Annotated in this window: 21 protein-coding genes; 6 read left to right on the top strand and 15 right to left on the bottom strand. The window is 67.1% G+C overall.

What is annotated here, in order from left to right; translation table 11 throughout:
• The first annotated feature begins 234 nt into the window (after window positions 1-234).
• Complete coding sequence (locus NKT36_RS16760; RefSeq protein ID WP_327053531.1) at window positions 235-978, top strand: hypothetical protein; 744 nt, start codon at window positions 235-237, stop codon at window positions 976-978.
• An 85-nt stretch (window positions 979-1,063) separates the two neighbouring features.
• On the opposite strand, the gene NKT36_RS16755 is transcribed toward NKT36_RS16760, so the two are convergent.
• Window positions 1,064-1,276 carry a hypothetical protein gene (locus NKT36_RS16755; protein WP_327053530.1) on the bottom strand — a complete coding sequence of 71 codons (213 nt, stop codon included), beginning with the start codon at window positions 1,274-1,276 and terminating at the stop codon, window positions 1,064-1,066.
• A 299-nt stretch (window positions 1,277-1,575) separates the two neighbouring features.
• Window positions 1,576-2,082, bottom strand: a complete 507-nt coding sequence (locus NKT36_RS16750; RefSeq protein WP_327053529.1) for a hypothetical protein — start codon at window positions 2,080-2,082, stop codon at window positions 1,576-1,578.
• A gap of 302 nt (window positions 2,083-2,384) precedes the next feature.
• On the opposite strand from NKT36_RS16750, the gene NKT36_RS16745 reads away from it, so the two are divergent.
• A complete protein-coding gene (locus NKT36_RS16745) occupies window positions 2,385-2,852 on the top strand; it encodes a CBS domain-containing protein (protein WP_327053528.1) in 468 nt (155 codons plus the stop codon).
• Window positions 2,853-2,876: 24 nt separating this feature from the next.
• Here the strand turns inward: NKT36_RS16745 and NKT36_RS16740 are convergent, their stop codons facing one another.
• Window positions 2,877-3,728: a GNAT family N-acetyltransferase gene (locus NKT36_RS16740; protein ID WP_327053527.1), complete on the bottom strand. Its 852-nt coding sequence runs from the start codon at window positions 3,726-3,728 to the stop codon at window positions 2,877-2,879.
• Window positions 3,729-4,209: 481 nt separating this feature from the next.
• Between NKT36_RS16740 and NKT36_RS16735 the strand changes: the two genes are divergently transcribed.
• Window positions 4,210-4,866, top strand: coding sequence for a WD40/YVTN/BNR-like repeat-containing protein (locus NKT36_RS16735; RefSeq protein ID WP_327053526.1), 657 nt, complete (start codon window positions 4,210-4,212; stop codon window positions 4,864-4,866).
• A gap of 21 nt (window positions 4,867-4,887) precedes the next feature.
• Here NKT36_RS16735 and NKT36_RS16730 read toward each other — a convergent pair whose 3' ends face one another.
• Window positions 4,888-5,853, bottom strand: a complete 966-nt coding sequence (locus NKT36_RS16730) for a winged helix-turn-helix domain-containing protein (RefSeq protein WP_327053525.1) — start codon at window positions 5,851-5,853, stop codon at window positions 4,888-4,890.
• A 389-nt stretch (window positions 5,854-6,242) separates the two neighbouring features.
• Between NKT36_RS16730 and NKT36_RS16725 the strand changes: the two genes are divergently transcribed.
• Window positions 6,243-6,797, top strand: coding sequence for a hypothetical protein (locus NKT36_RS16725; RefSeq protein WP_327053524.1), 555 nt, complete (start codon window positions 6,243-6,245; stop codon window positions 6,795-6,797).
• On the opposite strand, the gene NKT36_RS16720 is transcribed toward NKT36_RS16725, so the two are convergent.
• The 5 genes from NKT36_RS16720 to NKT36_RS16700 all read right to left on the bottom strand — a co-directional run bounded on the left by NKT36_RS16720 (window position 6,784) and on the right by NKT36_RS16700 (window position 11,884).
• Entirely contained in the window at window positions 6,784-8,163 is a 1,380-nt protein-coding gene (locus tag NKT36_RS16720; RefSeq protein WP_327053523.1) for an NAD(P)/FAD-dependent oxidoreductase, read from the bottom strand. The genes NKT36_RS16725 and NKT36_RS16720 overlap by 14 nt on opposite strands.
• 152 nt (window positions 8,164-8,315) lie before the next feature.
• Window positions 8,316-8,753 (bottom strand): hypothetical protein, encoded by a 438-nt coding sequence (locus tag NKT36_RS16715; protein ID WP_327053522.1) that lies wholly within the window; start codon window positions 8,751-8,753, stop codon window positions 8,316-8,318.
• Between the two features lie 68 nt (window positions 8,754-8,821).
• A complete protein-coding gene (locus NKT36_RS16710; protein ID WP_327053521.1) occupies window positions 8,822-9,031 on the bottom strand; it encodes a DUF6684 family protein in 210 nt (69 codons plus the stop codon).
• The gene (gene ctaD / locus NKT36_RS16705) at window positions 9,031-10,728 is read right to left on the bottom strand and encodes a cytochrome c oxidase subunit I (RefSeq protein WP_327053829.1); all 1,698 of its coding nucleotides are present in this window, start codon (window positions 10,726-10,728) and stop codon (window positions 9,031-9,033) included. The genes NKT36_RS16710 and ctaD overlap by 1 nt, the downstream gene beginning before the upstream one ends.
• 277 nt (window positions 10,729-11,005) lie before the next feature.
• Window positions 11,006-11,884, bottom strand: coding sequence for a succinate dehydrogenase/fumarate reductase iron-sulfur subunit (locus NKT36_RS16700; RefSeq protein WP_327053520.1), 879 nt, complete (start codon window positions 11,882-11,884; stop codon window positions 11,006-11,008).
• A gap of 95 nt (window positions 11,885-11,979) precedes the next feature.
• Here NKT36_RS16700 and NKT36_RS16695 point away from each other — a divergent pair, with 95 nt between their 5' ends.
• Window positions 11,980-12,762 (top strand): HAD-IIA family hydrolase, encoded by a 783-nt coding sequence (locus NKT36_RS16695; RefSeq protein ID WP_327053519.1) that lies wholly within the window; start codon window positions 11,980-11,982, stop codon window positions 12,760-12,762.
• Here the strand turns inward: NKT36_RS16695 and NKT36_RS16690 are convergent.
• From NKT36_RS16690 to NKT36_RS19300, 6 genes are all read right to left on the bottom strand, one after another.
• The gene (locus tag NKT36_RS16690; protein WP_327053518.1) at window positions 12,759-14,255 is read right to left on the bottom strand and encodes a cryptochrome/photolyase family protein; all 1,497 of its coding nucleotides are present in this window, start codon (window positions 14,253-14,255) and stop codon (window positions 12,759-12,761) included. The two genes, NKT36_RS16695 and NKT36_RS16690, sit on opposite strands and share 4 nt — an antisense overlap.
• A gap of 50 nt (window positions 14,256-14,305) precedes the next feature.
• On the bottom strand, window positions 14,306-15,049 hold the full coding sequence (locus NKT36_RS16685; protein WP_327053517.1) for a hypothetical protein: 744 nt from the start codon (window positions 15,047-15,049) through the stop codon (window positions 14,306-14,308).
• The gene (locus NKT36_RS16680; protein WP_327053516.1) at window positions 15,046-16,281 is read right to left on the bottom strand and encodes an outer membrane protein assembly factor BamB family protein; all 1,236 of its coding nucleotides are present in this window, start codon (window positions 16,279-16,281) and stop codon (window positions 15,046-15,048) included. The genes NKT36_RS16685 and NKT36_RS16680 overlap by 4 nt, the downstream gene beginning before the upstream one ends.
• A gap of 91 nt (window positions 16,282-16,372) precedes the next feature.
• Window positions 16,373-16,963, bottom strand: coding sequence for a hypothetical protein (locus tag NKT36_RS16675; protein ID WP_327053515.1), 591 nt, complete (start codon window positions 16,961-16,963; stop codon window positions 16,373-16,375).
• A 97-nt stretch (window positions 16,964-17,060) separates the two neighbouring features.
• Window positions 17,061-17,288, bottom strand: a complete 228-nt coding sequence (locus NKT36_RS16670) for a hypothetical protein (protein WP_327053514.1) — start codon at window positions 17,286-17,288, stop codon at window positions 17,061-17,063.
• 29 nt (window positions 17,289-17,317) lie between these two features.
• The gene (locus NKT36_RS19300) at window positions 17,318-17,605 is read right to left on the bottom strand and encodes a DUF7692 domain-containing protein (RefSeq protein ID WP_456071259.1); all 288 of its coding nucleotides are present in this window, start codon (window positions 17,603-17,605) and stop codon (window positions 17,318-17,320) included.
• Window positions 17,606-17,902: 297 nt separating this feature from the next.
• On the opposite strand from NKT36_RS19300, the gene NKT36_RS16665 reads away from it, so the two are divergent.
• The gene (locus NKT36_RS16665; protein ID WP_327053513.1) at window positions 17,903-18,889 is read left to right on the top strand and encodes a DUF6414 family protein; all 987 of its coding nucleotides are present in this window, start codon (window positions 17,903-17,905) and stop codon (window positions 18,887-18,889) included.
• Window positions 18,890-18,899: the final 10 nt, after the last annotated feature.

Below are 18,899 nucleotides of genomic sequence, written 5' to 3'. Positions count from 1 at the left end.
CGACCCGGTCGAGGTGCAGTTCGCGGACGTCGAGAGAACGACGGGGCGAGGGGAGTCCGTCTTCGTTTCCGACCGCGACGTCGGGCAGACCGGAAGCACGTGACCGCCTTGATGGCTCGACGGATTTTCGAATACGAGACCGGCAGCCGACGGTCGTCGACAGGTTGCTGGGATGATAAAACGGCTGTTTGTGCTTACCGAAGGTAGTTACGGTGACGGAGCGAACGGTCGGACATGGCTCCCGTAACACGACGCGACGCCCTCCTCGTCGCCGGTAGCGGAATCGCCGCATCGATCGCAGGTTGCCTCGGACGGCTCGATTCGGGCAGTAGTCCCGAGGACGACACCACGACCGACGACACGACGACCGCGGAGGGTGACAAACCTCCGGAGAGCACGGAGACGACGGACGAGAGCGACGGGAACGGCGGCACCGGTGCCGTCACCGACTACGAGACGGTCCAGTTGGGCACGACCACGGGTGCCCCGGAGTGGTACCAGGAGAACGAGAGGACCGCCGGTGACGTCAGCGTGTCGCGCTCGAAGCAGCAGCTAGAGACGATCCTGACGGAACGCTTCGACGACGGCGAGCGTCCGGCCGCCGTATCGGACCTGCTCGAAGGCGTCTCGTTCGAGGAGTCGCTGTTCCTGTACGCCGAGTCGGTCGGGCCGGACACCTGCCACGACGAGGTCGAGGTCTCCGGCGTCGAGGTGTCGGACGGCACACTCACCGCGACGGCGTCAGTCGTCGACACCAGCGGTGAGGACGAAGGCTGTGGCCAGGCCGTGACGTTCCCGGCCGCGCTGGTCCTGGTGACGTTCGACGGCGAACCCGTGTCGGATGTCTCGGTCACGGTCGTCGACGGCTGGGGCAACGAGAGCGGAGTCGGGATGGCGTCCGGCGAGTCGAGCGCGTCGGCCAGCGGGTCGACGGCGACGCGGACGACGAGCAGCGAGACGCCGACGACGACACGGTAATCGCGGTCCCGTCACAGTAACGGCGGACCCAGTTCCAGGCGACGTCCGGGTGCACCCGGACGGTCCACTGGTTCGGGCGTGGAAGCTACTCCTCCAGCAGTCGAAGGTCCTCCGCGACGATGTCCGCCAGTCGGTCTTTCAGTTCGGGGTCGACCTCCGCGACGTCGTCGCCGTCGTGGAGTCGGTCGTTGTGCCGCTCGACCATCTCGGCGACGTCGGGCAGGGGGACGCGGGTCGTGGTCTCGCACTCGTCACAGCGGATCGGTACCTGTGGAGCATCGTCGCCATCGTCGGGCATGCGTACGCTGCAACGTCGTGGGCCGGAGAGGAAAAGTCGACCGTTCGGGCAACGACGTCCGCGTTCGTCCTCGCTCCGCCGGGCGAACGTGTTCGCGGCGGCGCTCGCCGACCGTCAGCCTCTCAGCACCGACGTGTCACCTTTCCCGAAGTCGGGGCCTGTCGGTGGATTCCCGTTCTGGCCACCCCGGCTGGATGACAGGCGGATGCCGGTCTCGACGTGAACGCTGCAGTCCACCCCGTGGCCGGCGGACTGGTGAGTCGTCTCGGCGCGCTACGGATGACGTCCCCGGACGCCCGTCAGTCCCTCGACCCGAGCCACGTCCCGAGCGTCAGCCCGTAGACGACGTGGCTCACGTGGAACACCCAGCGTTCGTCCGGGTCGAGTTCCATCCCGAGCACGCTCTGCAGGACGACCCGAACGCCGACGATGGACAGGAGGAGTCCGTACGCGAACCCGCCGAGCGCACCCCGGCGTTCCTTCGTCACGTCGGGGCCCTCCATCCACGGACCAGCGAGGCCCGAGAAGACGACACCGCCGACGGTGCCGTACAGCAGGTGAAGGACGAGTCCCTGCAGGGCGTAGTCGTCGGGCCGACCACCACCGACGTACGTCGCCCAGAAGTTCGCCGTCGGCGGGAGCGAGTCGGTGATCGGCATCCGGAACGCGGTCATCACCGCCGTCGCGACGAACCCGCCCGTTCCTCCCTTCGCTAGCGACCGAACGTCGACGACGGCTCGCGACGACTCCTCGCTGGCCGCGTCCGGTTCGGCACCCGTGCGTGCGTCCGGCGCGTTCGAGGACATGACTCGATCAGAACTCGACGCTGACGTGGATAGGCCTACCGGCGGTGAGCCAGCGGATGGCGAACGCGGTAGCACGCGTTCGACGACGGACCAACGACTCCTGGAGCCAGGACTGGAGGTAACGGAGCGAACGCTGCCAGGCGACCGCCGATAGCGGTACTGGTGACGGGAAGACGTCCGAACGCATAAGAAGCTACTCTTACAAGATAGCCGGCGAATCGTCGTGGTTCGACCGGACGCAAGGCTCTCAGACACTGGAAACGTCAGGTTGTCTTTATATCACCAGAGTGGCACGGAGACTGATGGAGGAGAACGAGTTGATGACCGAGACGGTCAGCACCATCGACATCGGAGAGAGCCTGCGCCAGGCAGCGAGTCGGATGCCCCATCACGGCGTCGGGAGCATCGTCGTCACGAACGACGGGTCGCCGACCGGCCTCATCACGAAGTCGGACGTCGCGGAGGCGGGCGTGGTGACGGACGCCCCGTTCAGCCAACTGCCGCTCGCGAAGGTGATGAGCCACCCCGTTGTGACCGTCCTGCCGACGGAGACCGTTCGGGAGGCCGTCGAACTGATGGACGACAACGGCGTGAAACACCTCCCGGTCGCGACCGACGCCGAGCTCTGCGGTATCGTGACCAGCAGCGACGTCGTCCACCACCACGAGGAACTGCTAGACGAGGTCGAGGCGTTGCAGCAGAACTGTTCCGAGCGACTCACCACCCAGGCGCACGCCGAGATAGAAGACGAGGCGTCGACGCAGGTGTGACCGCGTGTGGCGGGACGCGTCGACTTAGAGGTACGAGTCGTCGTACTCCTCGCTCGACCGCGTGGCGTGGACGTTCTGGCACTCGCGGCACTCGATGCGCCCCACGTCGTCGACCATCGCGTCGACCGACCCGCAGTTGCCGCAGTAGTAGCCGAACCGCTCCTCGAAGTCGGGATCGGAGTACGCGACGAAGAAGGAGGCTTCCGTCCCCGACTCGGCAGCGTCGCGGTCGACGTACAGCCGGTCGCCGTCGTCGGTCGGCGCGGTCAGCGTCCCGTCGCGCATCTCGGTGCCGGGGAAGTCGGTGGTCTCCTCCCCCACCGCTCCGGTCTGGGACGTCTCGCCCTCGCCGGTCCGGTCGGTCGGCTCCGGCCCGCTCGCGGACGACTCGACGTAGACGTACTCGACCAGCGACTCGTCGGCAACGTCGACGCGCCGGTCGTCGACTCGCTCGAACCCCTGGCGCTCGAAGAACGACCCGCCTTCGGTGTTCGCCTGGAACGCGGTCGCCTGGAGCCGTTCGCTGCCGGACTCGCGAAGGCGCTCGGCGACGCGGTCGAACAGTCGCGTCCCGACGCCCCGCCCGCGGTGTTCCGGGTCGACGAACAGCCATCGGACGGTCCCCCGGTCGTCGTCCAGCGTCCCCTCTGCGATGCCGACGGTCGGTGTCCCGTCGTCGGTCGGCGCCTCGTCGTCCTCGGCGACGATGACGACGGTGTCGTCGTCGATCGCCGCCGACAGCTGGTCGTCCGCGAACTCCTCGTCGACGATGCTGTCGATCTGCTGGGGGCTGAGGGCGTACGAGGTCGTCATCGCCGACCGGACCAGTTCGCGCACTCGCTCGGCGTCGGCGTCCGTCGCGTCCCTGAGTTCCATGGAGACAGTTCACTCCCGAGTCCGTTAAGCGCGCGGGCCATGGCGACCACGCGGTGGCTTGCGTCCGCGGGCGGCCCGGGCGCGGCGACGGCGACTCCATCCGGATCGACAACAAAAACCCGGTTCAGCGAGGACTTTTGTGGAGTCTGGCGCTTCCCACAGGTATGCTACTCGTCGGAAGCGACGATGGGGTGTCTCGGGTGGCGGACGTCACCACCGCCGCGGATAGCGACGTGGAGCGCGTGCTGTCGGCGGGGCGGACGCTATGCGTGCGGACCTTCGACGGGGTCGACGGTGTGTTCGCAGCCACGGAGACGGGGCTGTACCACTCCCCCGCCGGCGGCGAGTGGACGGACCTCGGTGTCCCCCGTGAGCAGGTCTACGCCGTCGGCGCGAGCGACGACGGCCGACTCTACGCAGGGACGCGGCCCGCACACGCCTACGTCGCCGACGTGAGCGGTGGCCCCGGGCCGGCCCTGGAGTGGCACGAACTCGACGGGTTCCGGGAGGTGCGGAGCGCGACGACTGGGGAATCGACCGCCACGACGACGTCGCGCAGGTCCGGGACCTCCACGTCCCTGCTGGAGAACCGGACCGCGTCGTGGCCGGCGTCGAGGTCGGCGGCGTCTACGTCAGCGACGACGGCGGCGACACCTGGACGAGCAGGTGCATCGAGGGCTTCGACGCCCCTCACACCGACGACGTCCACCACGTCTGCGTGGAAGACGGCGAGACGATGACCGCCGCGACCGGCAGCGGTCTCTACCGGACCACCGACGCCGGCCGGACGTGGACGCGACTGGACGCTGCCCATCGGCAGGACTACTTCCGCGAGTCGCTCGACGACGACGGCGTCATCTTCGCCGGCGGGTCGCCGACGCCCCCGGGGTCCTGGGAGGACGACCGCGACCACGCGCTGTTCGAGTGTCGTGACGGCCGAACCCTCGAAGCGGTCCGGTCGCCGACCCCGGAGGAGGTGCCGGTCGGCTGGTGTGCGCGCGACGACGGCGTCCTGGCCGCGACCCACCGGGGGACGCTCCTCCGTCACGGACCCGACGGCTGGGAGCGAGCGGGCACGGTACCCGTCCCCGAGAGCGTCCACGGGCGGTGCGTCCCGCTCGCGTGGGTCGACGCCTGAGCGGGCACGGACCGGCGGCCGTCAGCGAGCGTCGTGCCTCTCTGCGTCGAGGACTGTCAGTTCCTCGTCGACGGTCAGGCTGAGCGCGTCGCCGTCGACGCTGAACGTCAGACGGGCCTCGAGCGGGTCCGTCTCGACGACGGTCTCCTCGTAGTTCAGCATGACCGAGGAGAACCGCTCGTACTCCGGTGAGACGAGGTTGACGTCGTGAGCGGTCAAAAACGACTGCAGTTCCGTCGTGTCGAGGAGGGCACTGCCGCACGCGACGCGCTGGTCGAAGATGCAGTTCGTACAGCTGGCCGAGTGCATGACGGCGAATCTGTTGGTGCACTCGTCGCACTCGCCGTCGCCCAGCTGGTGGTCCTCGCAGACGGTGAGCCACTCGTCGAGCGTCGCCGAGCACCGCGGACACGTCCCCGTGGCAGCAAGCAGTCGCTCCGACAGGCTCCACGTGTGGGCGGCTTCGTGGACCTCGGTCGGCGTCCGGTCGGCCATCCCGGCGGGCGGGAGACGAAGGTAGCCGAGGAAGCCGTACTCTTCGGGGACGTTCTCCGCCTCCTGTCGGGTGCTCGTGCCGAACGTGCCCCCACACTCCGCGCAGTACGTCGCGACCCGTTCCTGGCGATAGGTCAACGCCATCTGGCGACCGCAGTGATGGCACGCCTCGCCGATCCGGGTCAGTTCGAGCACCGGGTCGTCGGTCACCGCTCCCGAGAGGATGGCTTCGGACACGCGACCGCCGGCCCGCCGGAGGTCGTACCCGTCGTCGGTCCGTTCGACGAAGTGGCCGACCAGCGTGTCGAGGTGGTAGTTGAACTTCGCCGAGTCGACCGTTCCGATACGCTCGCGCAGGTCGGAGAACGACATCGGCCGGTCGTCCCTGTCGGCCGTCGCGAGCGTCTTCAGGATCTGGACGCGGATGTCGTGCCCGAGCGCGGCGAACGCCTCGTCGGGCGAGAGGGTTGTCTCGTTCAACTCACCGTCCATGAGAGTTCCCACGAGCAACGGAGACGTAAATCCGGTTCATCTCGGTGCCGGTGGCCGCGACAGTCGGGATTGGCCGCCGACAGCGATAGCGGTCGTCGGATGCGTCGGATCGGAACCCGTCGGACGGCCCCGAACCCTGGTCACCCAGGTGCCCGTGTTCGGCGGCGTCGTCGAACTCGCCGTGTTCCTGCGCGACCTCGGTGCGCTCTCGCTCGCAGTCGACGGGCCGTACCACCGCTCCCACCCCGACGGAGCGGTCGAACGTGACGACGTCGCGGACGACGCGCCGGTCGACCGGCGTAACGGCCTACCGTCTTCTCCTCGAACGCTCCCCGACCAGCTACCGCTGCCCCCAGCAGTGAAGCCCGCCCCGGTCGAAGCAGTCGACCATGGCGAGAGAACTCACACGGCGGCGGTTCGTCGCGGTCGCCGGAGCGCCGACGCTCGCCGCGCTGGCCGACTGTTCGGCGTCGCCGGACGACGCCGACGCGGGAACGGAATCGACGCAATCGACAAACGCGACCGGGACGGGGACCACCACGACCACGCCGACAGCGGAGTCGCTGGACCTCCGCGAGGCGAACGTCGTCGGTGTCGAGTACGATGGCGACGGGGAGTCGTACCGGTTCTCGGTGACGCTGTTCCACGACGACGACGGCGAACCGGGGTACGCGAACTGGTGGCAGGTCGAGACGCTCGCCGGCGACCAGCTCGGCCGGCGCGAACTGGTGCACGCACACGGAACGCAACGGTTCACGCGGTCCGACACCGTCGAGATTCCGTCGGGGACGCGCTACGTCGTCGTCAGGGGCCACGACGAGACGCACGGCTACGGCGGTCGGGCTGTCGTGGTCGACCTCGACGACGGGACGACCGACGCGGTCGGGCAGGGGTCGAAGCCGCAGTCGTTCGAGAACTACACCGCGACGGTCACGACGGGGTGAGCGCCCCGCCGGCGGGCCCGAGCACCCGCCACGCGACCCCGGGACGGAACAGCGTTACTGGATGCTCCTCCATCATCATCACGCGGAAGAAGGCGTCCCGGAGCACGCCGTCGGCGTGCGCCCTGCGGGCCAGCCGGGCGAGGTAGCGACCCGTCAGCGCCGTTCCGCGAGGCCGTGGACCCGCCGTCCGTGGGAACTGGAAGTCCGAACCCACCGCCATGTTCCAGGCGGCGTCGACGACCGCCTCGCTCCGGTCGAAGAACCGTCGTCCCGCGTCGTCGCGGCCGCCCGACGCGAGGACGTCGTAGAGGAGCAGCGATTCGAGCGCGGCGACCGACATCCCCTGCGCGTAGATGGGGTTGAAACTGGCGATCGCGTCCCCGACGACGACCAGTCCCTCGGGGAAGCGGTCCAGGTCCTCGTATCGGCGCCTGACGTTGGTCGGGAAGCGGTAGTGGACGACGTCCGCTGCGGTCCACCGGTGCTCGTCGAGCAGTCGGTGCGGGTCGGGAACGGGAAGGGTCGCGGCGAACTCGACGAACCCGGCCGGGTCCGCCGGCGGGTACTCGCCGTGGACGCCGAACAGGGTCACCAGCCAGCGTCCGCCCTCGACGGGGAGCATCCCGGCGCCGCGCGGACACGACGACGAGGGCGTGACGACGAACGAGCGGCGGTCGTCGGCGGGACGCTCGACCAAGGTGGTGCTGTACGCCAGGTCGATGAACACCTCGTCAACGGGCGGCGGTGCGTAGTCGTGCGTCTCCAGCCAGGTCGGCGTTCGACTCGTCCGACCGGTCGCGTCGACGACCAGGTCGGCGGTGAGTTTCTCCACGTCTCCCGCATCGTTCCTGATCTCGACGCCGTCGACGACCGTGGCCGCGTCGTCGGCGAGGTACTCCGTGAACAGGCAGCTGGGTCGCAGTTCGACCCCGTCGATGTCGGCGACGAGGCGACGAGCGATCCACTCGTACAGTCGCCGCGTGGCACAGTACTGGGGGATGCGTCGCGGGCCGTCGGCGAGGTAGTCGCCCTCGATGAAGAAGTTGACGTCGCGCGCGGCGTCGACGAGCAACCCGTCGGCAGCGAGCAACTCCTCGCCGTATCCGGTCAGCAGGTCGTCCAGCGTGGACTGGGCGGCCGTCAGCATGACGTGGACGTGCCGGGACTGCGGCACCCCACGGCGGGCGACGGGGTCGTCCGGGAGCGGGTCGCGGTCGACGACCGTCACCTCGTCGAACCCGTCGGCGAGGACGCGGGCCGCGAGCAGGCCGGCCATGCCTGCGCCGACGACGACCGCCTGACCGTCCGACTCCGACGCCCTGGTGCTGTCGTACCGCGGAACGGTCGCCAGAGACACGACTGTCACCCCCAACTGTCGACTTCGCGCAGTCGATAGATAAGTGCTAGCACACGTCGCGGTGCGGCGACGTGTCGCCGGACGAACCGCTCGGTCGACGGGACCAGCACGGGGGCTGCCGTCCGGAACTCGGACGGGCGGCGGAACTGGGACGCGGAGACCTACGTGCCCGCGTCGCCGTCGAGGACCCAGTTGACGACTGTCGCCTCGACGAGGTCGCGCTCGGTGTGGAGAGAGTCGCCGCCGTACTCGGCCCGCACGCGGTCGCTGCGCTCGCGCATCCGCGACTCGACGGGGCTCTGGTCGGGTTCGTCGCGGGTGCGGTCCAGCATCGCCTCGAAGTCCTCCCGGAGGTCGAAGGAGGCGCGGGCGACGTTGCACCGCGGGAGCGGACTCATGCCCGTCTCCAGCACGAGGTCGCGGACGACGGCCCAGTCGCTCTCGCAGAAGTGGATGGACACCTCGCCGACGACGTCGCGCCACGCGATTGCGCCGCCGTACTTCATCTCGGGGATGGCCCGCGGCGGCAGGTCGACGCGGACCGGCGCGTCCGGGTCGTCGCAGAGACAGCAGGGCTGCTCGGTCTTCCCGGTGTACATGAGCGGGGCTAGGGACCCACCGGACAAGTCGCTGCCGGCGGTCCAGGTCCCGTGGTCCCAGCCGACGCTCAGAGGTACTTCGCCGCGATGTACGTCAGCAGTCCGAGGAGGACGAGCGGGATGAGCGTCAACCCGATGCTGATCGCCTCGTAGAACGGCTGGGACCCCCACGGAGAGGTGATCAGGAAGAGGGCGATGAAGAACCCCAGGATGAACAGGGGGACGATGTTGACCGTGATGTCGAGTATCGTCTCGCGGTTCCAGACGGAGTGGGGCATCAGTCGTCACCTCCCGACTCGGACGGCTCCGCCTCGTCGCCCGCCCCGTCGGCGAGCGCGGTCTCCTGCCGCCGGGCGAACCAGCGCCACTCGGGCGACAGCATGTCTTCCTCCTCGAGGTTCCAGGGGTCGGGGTCCTCGACGAGCGGTCCCTCGAACCAGGACTGGACCATGTTCCAGACGAAGATGAGCTGCCCGACGCCGATGACGAGCGCGCCGATGGTGGCGATCTGGTGCAGGTCGGTGAACTGCGGGAGGTAGGTCGCGTACCGCCGCGGCATGCCGCCGTAGCCCAGCAGCAACAGCGCGAAGAACGTCACGTTCGTCCCGATCATGGTCAGCCAGAAGTGCCAGCGGGCGAGTTGCGTCTGGTACATCCGCCCCGCGTAGATGGGGAACCAGTAGTAGAACGCGGAGAAGAGCGCGACCGCGATGGCGCCCATGACCAGGAAGTGGAAGTGCCCGACGACGTAGTAGGTGTCGTGGAGGATGAGGTCGACGGGGATGGAGGCGAGGAACACGCCCGTCACCCCGCCGATGATGAAGTTCTGCAGGAAACCGAGACAGAACAGCATCGGCGCGGCCATCCTGATGTTCCCGTTCCACATGGTGGTGATCCAGTTGAACACCTTCACTGCGCTCGGCACGGCGATGGCCAGCGACACCGCCATGAAACTGGCGCGCACCCGCGGGTCGATGCCGGTGGCGAACATGTGGTGGGCCCAGACGCCGAAGCTCAGCACGCCGATCGCCAGCGTCGAGTAGACGACGAACTTGTAGCCGAACAGCTTGCGGCCGGAGAACCGCGGCAGCACCAGGCTGACGATACCCATCGGCGGGAGGATGAGGATGTACACCTCCGGGTGGCCGAAGAACCAGAACAGGTGTTGCCAGAGGAGGGGTCCGCCGCCCTCGGCGGCGAAGAACGTGGTGCCGAAGTTGCGGTCGAGCAGCAGCATCAGCAGCGCGCTCCCCAGCAGCGGGAACGCGAACAGGATGATGCCCGACTGCGTCAGCAGCGTCCACGAGAACAGGTCGAGCTGCGGCCACTCGATGTCGCGTTCGGTGAAGATGGTGGCGATGAAGTTGATCGCCCCCATCGTCGTCGCGACCCCGGACAGGTGCAACCCGAGGAGCATCATGTCCACGCCGGGGCTCGGTTGCTCGATGGACAGCGGCGTGTACATCGTCCAGCTCGTCTCGGCGGGCGCGAACGCCGGAACGAAGAAGCCCGACCAGACGAGCAGCGCCGCCGGCGGCAGCATCCAGAACGCGATGGCGTTGATGCGCGGGAACGCCATGTCGTCGGCCCCGATCAGCAGCGGGATGAAGTAGTTCCCGAACGCCGCGATCATCGGCGTCCCGAAGAGGAGCAGCATCGTGATGCCGTGGGTCGTCAACAGCGCGTTGTAAAGGTTCGCCGACATAATGTCGGTCTCGGGCGCGAACAGTTCGACTCGCATCAGCAGCACGGAGAGCCCGCCCCACGTGAACGTGATGAGCGAGTAGACGCCGTACAGCAGGCCGATGTCCTTGTGGTCGACCGTCGTCAACCACCGTATCCACCCCGACGGCTTCTCGACGTACTCGGTTCTCCGTTCCTCCGCTCCCGCCGTCCCCCCGACTGTCGGCGCGTACGACCGCCAGTCCTCGATGCTGAGGATGAAGTAAAGGACGACCAGCAGCAGCGTCCCCATCAGGACGGAGGCCACTACGTCGGTTCCGATTTGTACCATCGCTCCGCTAGTAGAGGAGCAACGAGTAATCCCTTTCGGCGAACTGTCATTTTTCCGGCGTTGGATGGTGTCGTACCGAATACCTGACCGGGACCAAACCTGACGTCGACTCGATACGTTCGGCACCGACCGACGGGGACCCGTTCGGGGACGCCGACGCTCGACCGCGCCGACGTTCGACCGGGCTTTGATTCACCCTGCACGCGAGGTCGACCGACGCCGGGCGACGACGAGCGGACTACCAGAACCGGAGGTTGTGCTTGACCGCCTCGCGTTTGAGGTTCTGTATGTGCTCGGTCAACGGGATGTCCTTCGGACAGACGTTCGTGCAGGAGAACTGCGTCTGACAGCGCCACACGCCGTGCGTCTGGTCCATGTCGTCGATCCGCTGTTCCGTCGCAGCGACGCCCTCCCGCTCGTCCATCGCGAACCGGTAGGCCATGTTGATGGCAGCCGGGCCGAGGTACTCGTTGTCCCCGGCCGCGATGTTGCACGAGGACATGCAGGCGCCACACCAGATGCAGCGCGTCGCCATCTTGATCTCCTCGCGGTTCGCGCGGCTCTGGCGCTGTTCGACGAGTTCGCCGTCCGGAATCTCGTCCGGACTGAAGAACGGGTCGACCGCCTTCATCTGGTCGTAGAAGTGCTCCATGTCCACGACGAGGTCCTTCACCACCTCCTGGTGGGGGAGCGGCTCGACCATCACCGGTTCGTCGAGGTCGGCGACCTGCGTCTGGCAGGCGAGCCGCTGTCGGCCGTTGATGAACACCGCGTCGCTACCGCAGATGGCCTGCCGGCAGGAGTGACGGACGGTCAACGACGAGTCGAAGTGGTCGCGCGCGTAGATGAGCGCGTCCAGCACCGTCAACCCTCGCTTGTACGGCACGTGGAAGTGGTCGAACCGCGGCTCCGCCTTCTCCGGCACGTCCGGGTCGTACCGGAACACCTTCAGGTGGACCGTCTCCTCGGCCGCCGCCTCGTCCGCCCGCTCCTGTGACTCGCGTTCCCGCCGCCGTGCCTGTTTCTCGGAGATCCGCCGCTGCTGCGGGGCCGGCTCGGCGGACCGGTCCTCGACCTCCTCATCGACCGCTGCTCGCTCCGTCCGCTGTTCGCTCACGTGGAAACCCCTCCATCGCAGGGACGGCCCGCACGGGCATAAACCTCGTCACCCGGTAAGAGGATTCAACACCGTCGCGGCCGTCCGTCCGGACGATGACGTCACTCCACGGTGCGATACTGGACGTGGACGGCACCGTCGTCCGCGGCGACGAGCGACTGCCTGGCGCTCTCGAGGGGATACGGTCCCTGCGCGCGGCCGGCCTGGACGTCCTCTACTGCTCGAACAACCCGACGCGACCGGTAGACCACCACGTCGCCCGACTGCGCGACCACGGCGTCGCCGTCGACCCCTGGCAGGTGCTCACCGCCGACGTCGTCACGGTGGAGTACCTCGCGACCGAGCACCCCGGCAGCGACCTGTTCGTCGTCGGCGAACCCCACCTCTGCGGTCGGCTCCGCGACGCGGGGTTCGCGCTCACGGAGGACCCCGAGGCGGCGGACGTCCTCGTCGCCTCCATCGACCGCGAGTTCGACTACGACCGGCTCACGCAGGCGTTCTGGGCGCTCGAAGCGGGCGCAACGTTCGTCGGCACGGACCCCGACCTGACCATCCCGACGGGCGAGCGACTCGTCCCCGGGTCGGGTGCCATCATCGACGCAATCGCCGGCGTGGCGTCGCGCGAACCGGAGCGGGTGCTCGGCAAGCCCGCCCCGGAGACGGCGGCGGCCGCGCTGGAACGACTCGGCGTCGACCCAGAGCACTGCCTCGTCGTCGGCGACCGACTCGACACCGACGTCGCGCTCGGCGAGCGGACGGGGATGACGACGGCGCTGGTACTGACTGGCGTAGCGACCCGCGCCGACGTCGAGCGCGCCGACGTCCGGCCGGACTACGTGCTCGACTCGCTGGCGGAGGTCGGCGAAATCCTCGACTAGAGCTCCTCCTCCGCGGCGCGGTCCCGGACGTCGACGGCGCGCTCGCGGACGGCGTCGAGGTCGTCCTTCCGGTCGAGGTTGTGGTACGACAGCCCCATCCGGTAGTCGTCCCGGAGGCGGTCCTCGTTCTCGGCGAGGAAGTCCCAGTAGAGCGCGTTGAACGGGCAGGCGTCGTCGCCGGTCGTCTCGTCCGGGTCGTAGCGACAGTCGTCGCAGAAGTCGCTCATGCGGTCGACGTAGTTGGCGCTCGCAGCGTAGGGCTTCGTCGAGAGGGCGTCCGTCGCGAACGACCCCATGCCGACGACGTTCGGCGTCGTCACCCAGTGGTAGGCGTCCACGTAGGCGAAGTGGAACCAGCGGTCGAGTTCGTGGGGGTCCGCGCCGTACAGCAGCGCGAAGTTCGACAGCACCATCAGGCGCTCGATGTGATGGCTGTACCCCCTGTCGCGGACGCGGTCGACCACGGTGGCGAGACAGCGCATGTCGGTCTCCCCGGTGTAGTAGAGCGGCGGCAGGTCGCGGGTCGCGTCCAGCAGGTTCGCGCTCGACATCGCGGGCATCCGTCGGCGGTAGACGTGCCGGACGAACTCCCGCCACCCGACCACCTGCCGGACGACCCCCTCGACGCTGTTCAGCGGGGCGTCGCCGGCGTCGTACGCGTCGACGACGCGCTCGACGACCTCGCGCGGGTGCAGCAGGCCGAGGTTGAGCGCGGGCGAGAGCAGCGCGTGGTTGCCCGCCCACGAGTCCGCGACCATCGCGTCCTGGTAGGGGCCGAACTCGGCGAGGCGGCGTTCGACGAAGTCGTCGAGGGCGCGGTGGGCGTCCGCCCGCGTGACCGGCCAGCTAAACCCCTCCGGGTCGCCCCACGTCTCGAACGTCTCGTCGGCCCACGCCGCCACGGCGCGGGTCTGCTCGTCCGGTTCGAACGACGGCGGGTCGGGGAACTCGTGATTCGGCGGCGGCGTCTCGCGGTTCTGCTCGTCGTAGTTCCACTGGCCGCCGACGGGGTCGTCGCCGTCCATCAGGTACCCCGTCGACCGGCGGACGAACCGGTAGAAGTCCCCGTGGCGGAGGCGGTCGCGGTCGCCGGCCCAGTCGTCGAACTCGTCGGGCGAGAGGAGAAACAGGTCGTTCTCGAGGAGGTCCACGTCGCCACCGGCCTCGTCGACCAGTTCGCGCAGTCGCTCGCCGGCGCCGTGGCTCGCGGGCCGCATCAGCGCGAGGACGTCGCCGGGGTGGTCGTCGAAGTGGTCGGCGAGCGCGTCGCCGAACGTCTCCGCCCGGCGGTACTCGACCTCGTAGCCGCGCTCGCGGAGTTCGTCGCGGAAGTGCCGCATCGCGCTGAAGACGAGCGTCAATTTCTGCGGGTGGTAGGGGAGACGGCGGGCGAACGCGCGCGCCTCGATCATCAGCACGCGTTCGTCCCCGTCTGCGTCCGCGAGCGGGCCGACGCGCGTCGTCAACTGGTCGCCGAGCACCCAGACGGTCATGGCGGTGGTTCGACCGGACGGTAGAAAAAGCAGGGACCCGACGCCGTGGGTCAACACCGCTCGTCGGCGACCACGGTCGCGACGGCGGACACCGACCCGACGACCGTCACGCTCAGCATGGTGCCGACGTGGGGGACGCCGACGAGCGCGTGGCTCGCGAACCCCGCGAGGACGACGAACCCCAGGAGGGAGGCGTCGTTCGAGCGCGTCCGTCGGTTGCTCTCGAACGCGGCCGCGAGCGGGTCCTCGCCGCCGAGGACGACGAGCGGTGGGGCCACGAACAGCCGAGCGGCGAGCACGAAGAGCAGCGTGGTCGCTGCGACGCCGGCGAGCGGGTGCAGCGCGGCGAGCACGGCGAGCAGGGTGGCGACGGCGTACAGGCCGGCCGCGTACGCGAGCAGTCGCCCGAGTCCCAGCCAGGGCACGTCTCGCAACGAGCGGGGCACGCCGTACCGGGCCACGGTCACGGTGACGCCTGTCGCGAGGGCGCCGGCGGCGAGCGGCGCCGCCGAGAGCGCGACGAGGCGGGCGAGGGAGTCCGTGGGCAGACCGAGCAGCGCCCCGGGCGCGACGCCGGCGGCCCGCGACCCGCCGGGGAAGACGAGGACGTCGACGGACACGAGTCCGCTGCGCGGCCACGACTGCACCCTGACCGGAACCGGGTCGGCGAACCGGAGCGCGTCCACGAGCGTCGAGAGGAGGCCGACCAGCGCGAACGGCAGGATGAGCAGTGGCTGCTCGCGGAGTCGCCGCAGCGACGTCCCGACCAGGGTCCACGGCCACACGCCCGTCACGGCTGTGCCTCCAGTGCGTAGAGGACGTTCCCGCCCGCGACGTACACCCGACCGTCGGCGACCACCGGCGTCGACACAGATCCGGCGGCCTCGAACCGCCAGCGCTCGGCACCCGTCGCGATGTCGAGCGCATAGAGGTCGTAGTGCGACGGCAGGTAGAGGGTGTCGCCGGCGACCACGGGCGTGGAGTTCCGGTTCCCGTACGGGGCCGTCCACAGGGTCTCGCCGGTGGCCGCGTCCAGCGCGAGCAGCGGTCCGGCGGACAGTTCCGTCTGGACGTAGAGGGTGCGGCCGGCGACGACCGGCGGCGTCCCCACCGGCGTCTCCGTCGGGCGGCGCCACACCCGCGCTCCGGTCGTCGTGTCGAAGGCGTACACGTTCCACCGGTCGGTGAGGTAGAGGCGGCCGTTCGCGACGGCAGGTGCGTTCACCGTCGGCTCGCGGATCGTCGTCCGCCACAGTTCGGAGCCGTCGTTCAGGTCGAGGGCGCGAACGCGACCGCGACCGGAGACGACGAAGACCGCGTCCTCGGCGACGACCGGCCGCCGCGGGTCGGGGTACGACCCCGCCCGCCAGCGGCGCTCGGCGCTGCTGGGGTCGAGCGCGACGACGGCGTCCTCGTCGTCGATCTGGCCCGCGTAGACGAGCGTGTCGTCCGCGACGACCGGCGGCGGGGTCGGTCGGCTGCGAGGCGGCGGGGCGTGCGCGTCGCGCTCGCGGTCGGGGTACCGCCACCGGTTCGACCAGCGGTAGCTGCTGCCGAACAGGTCGACGCCGCCGGTCGGGTTGACCCCCAGGAGGCCGGTCCGGTCCGCGACGGCGAGCGTCTCGTTCGCGTACGCGGTCTCTGCGAGGAGGCAGGGCGGGGAGTAGAACGTCCCGTTCGCTATCTCGTGACGGACCGTGCCGTCGTCGGCGTCGACGACGAGGAACCGGTCGGCGGCGCTGTAGTACAGTCGGCCGTCGTGGAGGACCGGCGACGGCGGGTCGGCGACGTGGCCGTACGCCGCCCGCTTCCACCGGACGGCGACGTCGCCGGCGGGGCCGACCATGTCGGGCGCGTGACCCGTGCCGGCGGCGTCGTAGCGCGCCATGGGCCACGTCGCCGAGGCGGCGTTCGACGTCGCCGACTCGTCGGTCGTCCCGTGGGTCGCGACGGTGAACAGCCCTCCGACCAGAGCCGACCCGGCGACGCCGAGGACGGTCCGCCTGTCGGCGCGAAGAGATGTCACGCTCCGGAGTTCACAGGCGGGGGAAATCACTCTTGCCCTCCAAGGTCGGGGATGCGGGGCTGCTGAGACCGGTCCGAATCGGTTCGAAGCGTCAGTTTGAGACTTTGTACTCGTCGGGCCAGCTAATCGTGAACTCGTTTCGCAGTACCACGTCGCAGGGCAAGCTACCGTGCCCGACGTCGTCGTCGCCGACCGACGTGATGTAGTCGCGGTCACCGCCAGGAGCGTACTGGCTGTCGCTACATCCCTCGACCGTTATCGTCGTCGTTTCCGACGCCCCTGTCGGGCCGGTGGCCTCCAGGCGATAGCGCTGACCGTGTTCGAGGAGAGTGGGGAACGTCAGGACGTACTTGCCGGGAATCTCGTAGGTCGCGTCGACGAGCGGCTTCTGTTCGCCGGACTGGGGAGTGACCGTGACGGTCAGTTTCCGCGTTTCCGATCCGAGGTTCTGCAGGAGGTAGCTCTCGTGGTTCTCGCCCGTCGGTATCGTTGTCGTCGGGGTACCTGTCGTCGTGCCGCGCGTCGCTGTTGCGGTGGCGGTCGGAGAACCCGTCGTGTTCGCTCCAGCGGCAGTGGAGTGGGTCGTCCTGGTTTCGTCGCTGGTCAGTGGTGAACCGGTGCAGCCAGCGAGTGCGACGGAGAGGAGAGCCGCTCCGCAACCAAGCAGGCCGCGCCTGTTCATGCCAACCCATCATCACTTTCGGATAAATGCTTTCTGTATGAATCGAAGGCACGCAGCGAGCGTGCACGCACCTGGCCAGCACTGACGACTGTATTTGCTACTCTGATGGGTTGTCGAATACCGCTGTAAGAGAGTACCCGACCGCATCGAGGAGAGATAGTCCTCCGAGGAACGCTCCCCCGAGTACGAGATAGGTTTCAGGAACAGCTATGGCCTTTTCCACTCCGACGCCAATCAGGGCGGCAAAGCAGATAGACCGGACTCTCATCGTATTCCCGGGTTCAGTTTCGTAGGCATCTACATTAAACCTGGCAACTACACTCACACCGTGCGATTTCTGGGCTCTCCATCAGCCTACAAACTCTCGATTCGCCGGGGGAATCGGCCCCTGCGGTGCTTCAAAGTGGTCGACTTCGAACGCGACGGCGCGCACCTATCAGAAGATCGCGCGGTGGTCACCGCCCTCTCCTCTCGCTGGTGCCGGGTGAGATTCGCGAGCCCCAGGACCTCACGAGCGGCGTCGACGAGGGCGACGACGTCGTCGCAGACGAACGCGGTCGCGTTGCTCTTGTTCACCTCGTAGTAGTTGGCCGTGCGCACGATAGCGGCGTAGCGCCACTCGTTGCCTTCGTCGGTCCGGATGCGTACCGACCGTGGAGTGTCGATGTGCTAACTTATTGGCCGTGAACACGACGGGGTGTCGTATGCTGCGGTGACTGGAACGGGGATTCTTTATAAAGAGGCGTGTGGGTCAGGCGTGATCGGCGCGGTCGCGCGGGGCAATCCTCGAGGACGCACCGTGAATATGAACACGTCCAGCTGGCTACTAGTGTTCATATCCGGTCGAGCGAATCTGGGAACGTGCAACCCCAGGGGGTACCACGCCGAAACCTTACTCCGGACACCCAAATTTATGGATAGGTGAAATTCACATTATATATGGAAGATACACCGACTGTTGACACGAGAGTTCCTGGATTCGTTTACCTCGATATGGACCGAGTGAAATCAATATCTGCGCGCATTGACCAGGGCTATATCCAAGAACGGGTTAAAGAGCAAGAAGAAAGTGAAGAACTTGCTACGTCAGTATACGGTAGTATTAAAGCACATATTCTTGGGTCAGTCGGGCCTAGCGCAGAAACTGGTGCAGAAGTTAATGCCGGGTTTGCATCTGGTTCACGCCTTCAGGAAACAAAAGCTCTGCACCACTATTACTACGATCTGCTTGAGCAGTGGCTAGCGAAGGCTGAGGGTGACTGGTTTCACAATGTGAATTTAATGAAGGAAGGCGTTGGCGGTGGGTCTGCGCTACCCAGCCGATTTAGAAATGAAGTAGAAGAGGGAGACATCATCAAAGTATCTGGGGAACTAAATTTCTCAGATTTCAATACAAGTGTGGAGTTAATGGATGGGTTTTTTGATATGATAGAACTACTGGAGGAGTTTCAGACAGAAGCAGTCCGTAAGCAGCTTACTGGTGACACATCGGAGGTAACTGAACTCAGTGAGGTCGGTGAATTTGAACTTCAGAAATTTAAACCAGCAGAGCCAATATTCAACGCGCTTAAAACAGTTCTACCAAATGAATACCGCCAAATGCTGATTACGGAACTTTCCCCAATATCAGATAATGATTTTACCTTCTGGGCAACAGTAGAGCGAGACAATCTTGAAACAACTCCTGTTGAATTCCTTTCAAAATATCAATCGAACGATATTGAGAATTGTACAATGTTAGCGCGTGTAGAAAATATTACGTCTGAACTAGACGAGGAAGAACAAGCGTCATTGAGTGAAATTGAGGAGGGTGAAGACGTTGAGATTGGGAAATTCCTCAATTTTGCGGGCGAACTTGGTTCCCAATTCGGACTTGCAGTGAAGTATCCAAAAGTGTCAGTTTCTCCAATCGCAATTTATCGTTAATTAACAGTTC

This window comes from Halomicrococcus gelatinilyticus, assembly GCA_024227995.1.
Taxonomy (GTDB): domain Archaea; phylum Halobacteriota; class Halobacteria; order Halobacteriales; family Haladaptataceae; genus Halomicrococcus; species Halomicrococcus gelatinilyticus.
This window is presented reverse-complemented; position numbering and strand designations above follow the sequence as displayed.

Coding starts and splice junctions, on each gene's coding strand:
- NKT36_RS16715 (WP_327053522.1), bottom strand. CDS start 8,753: ATGTACACCGGGAAGACCGAGCAGCCCTGCTGTCTCTGCGACGACCCG.
- NKT36_RS16760 (WP_327053531.1), top strand. CDS start 235: ATGGCTCCCGTAACACGACGCGACGCCCTCCTCGTCGCCGGTAGCGGA.
- NKT36_RS16730 (WP_327053525.1), bottom strand. CDS start 5,853: ATGGACGGTGAGTTGAACGAGACAACCCTCTCGCCCGACGAGGCGTTC.
- NKT36_RS16665 (WP_327053513.1), top strand. CDS start 17,903: ATGGAAGATACACCGACTGTTGACACGAGAGTTCCTGGATTCGTTTAC.
- NKT36_RS16750 (WP_327053529.1), bottom strand. CDS start 2,082: ATGTCCTCGAACGCGCCGGACGCACGCACGGGTGCCGAACCGGACGCG.
- NKT36_RS16675 (WP_327053515.1), bottom strand. CDS start 16,963: ATGAACAGGCGCGGCCTGCTTGGTTGCGGAGCGGCTCTCCTCTCCGTC.
- NKT36_RS16695 (WP_327053519.1), top strand. CDS start 11,980: ATGACGTCACTCCACGGTGCGATACTGGACGTGGACGGCACCGTCGTC.
- NKT36_RS16690 (WP_327053518.1), bottom strand. CDS start 14,255: ATGACCGTCTGGGTGCTCGGCGACCAGTTGACGACGCGCGTCGGCCCG.
- NKT36_RS16745 (WP_327053528.1), top strand. CDS start 2,385: ATGGAGGAGAACGAGTTGATGACCGAGACGGTCAGCACCATCGACATC.
- ctaD (WP_327053829.1), bottom strand. CDS start 10,728: ATGGGGACGCTGCTGCTGGTCGTCCTTTACTTCATCCTCAGCATCGAG.
- NKT36_RS16725 (WP_327053524.1), top strand. CDS start 6,243: ATGGCGAGAGAACTCACACGGCGGCGGTTCGTCGCGGTCGCCGGAGCG.
- NKT36_RS16740 (WP_327053527.1), bottom strand. CDS start 3,728: ATGGAACTCAGGGACGCGACGGACGCCGACGCCGAGCGAGTGCGCGAA.
- NKT36_RS16755 (WP_327053530.1), bottom strand. CDS start 1,276: ATGCCCGACGATGGCGACGATGCTCCACAGGTACCGATCCGCTGTGAC.
- NKT36_RS16710 (WP_327053521.1), bottom strand. CDS start 9,031: ATGCCCCACTCCGTCTGGAACCGCGAGACGATACTCGACATCACGGTC.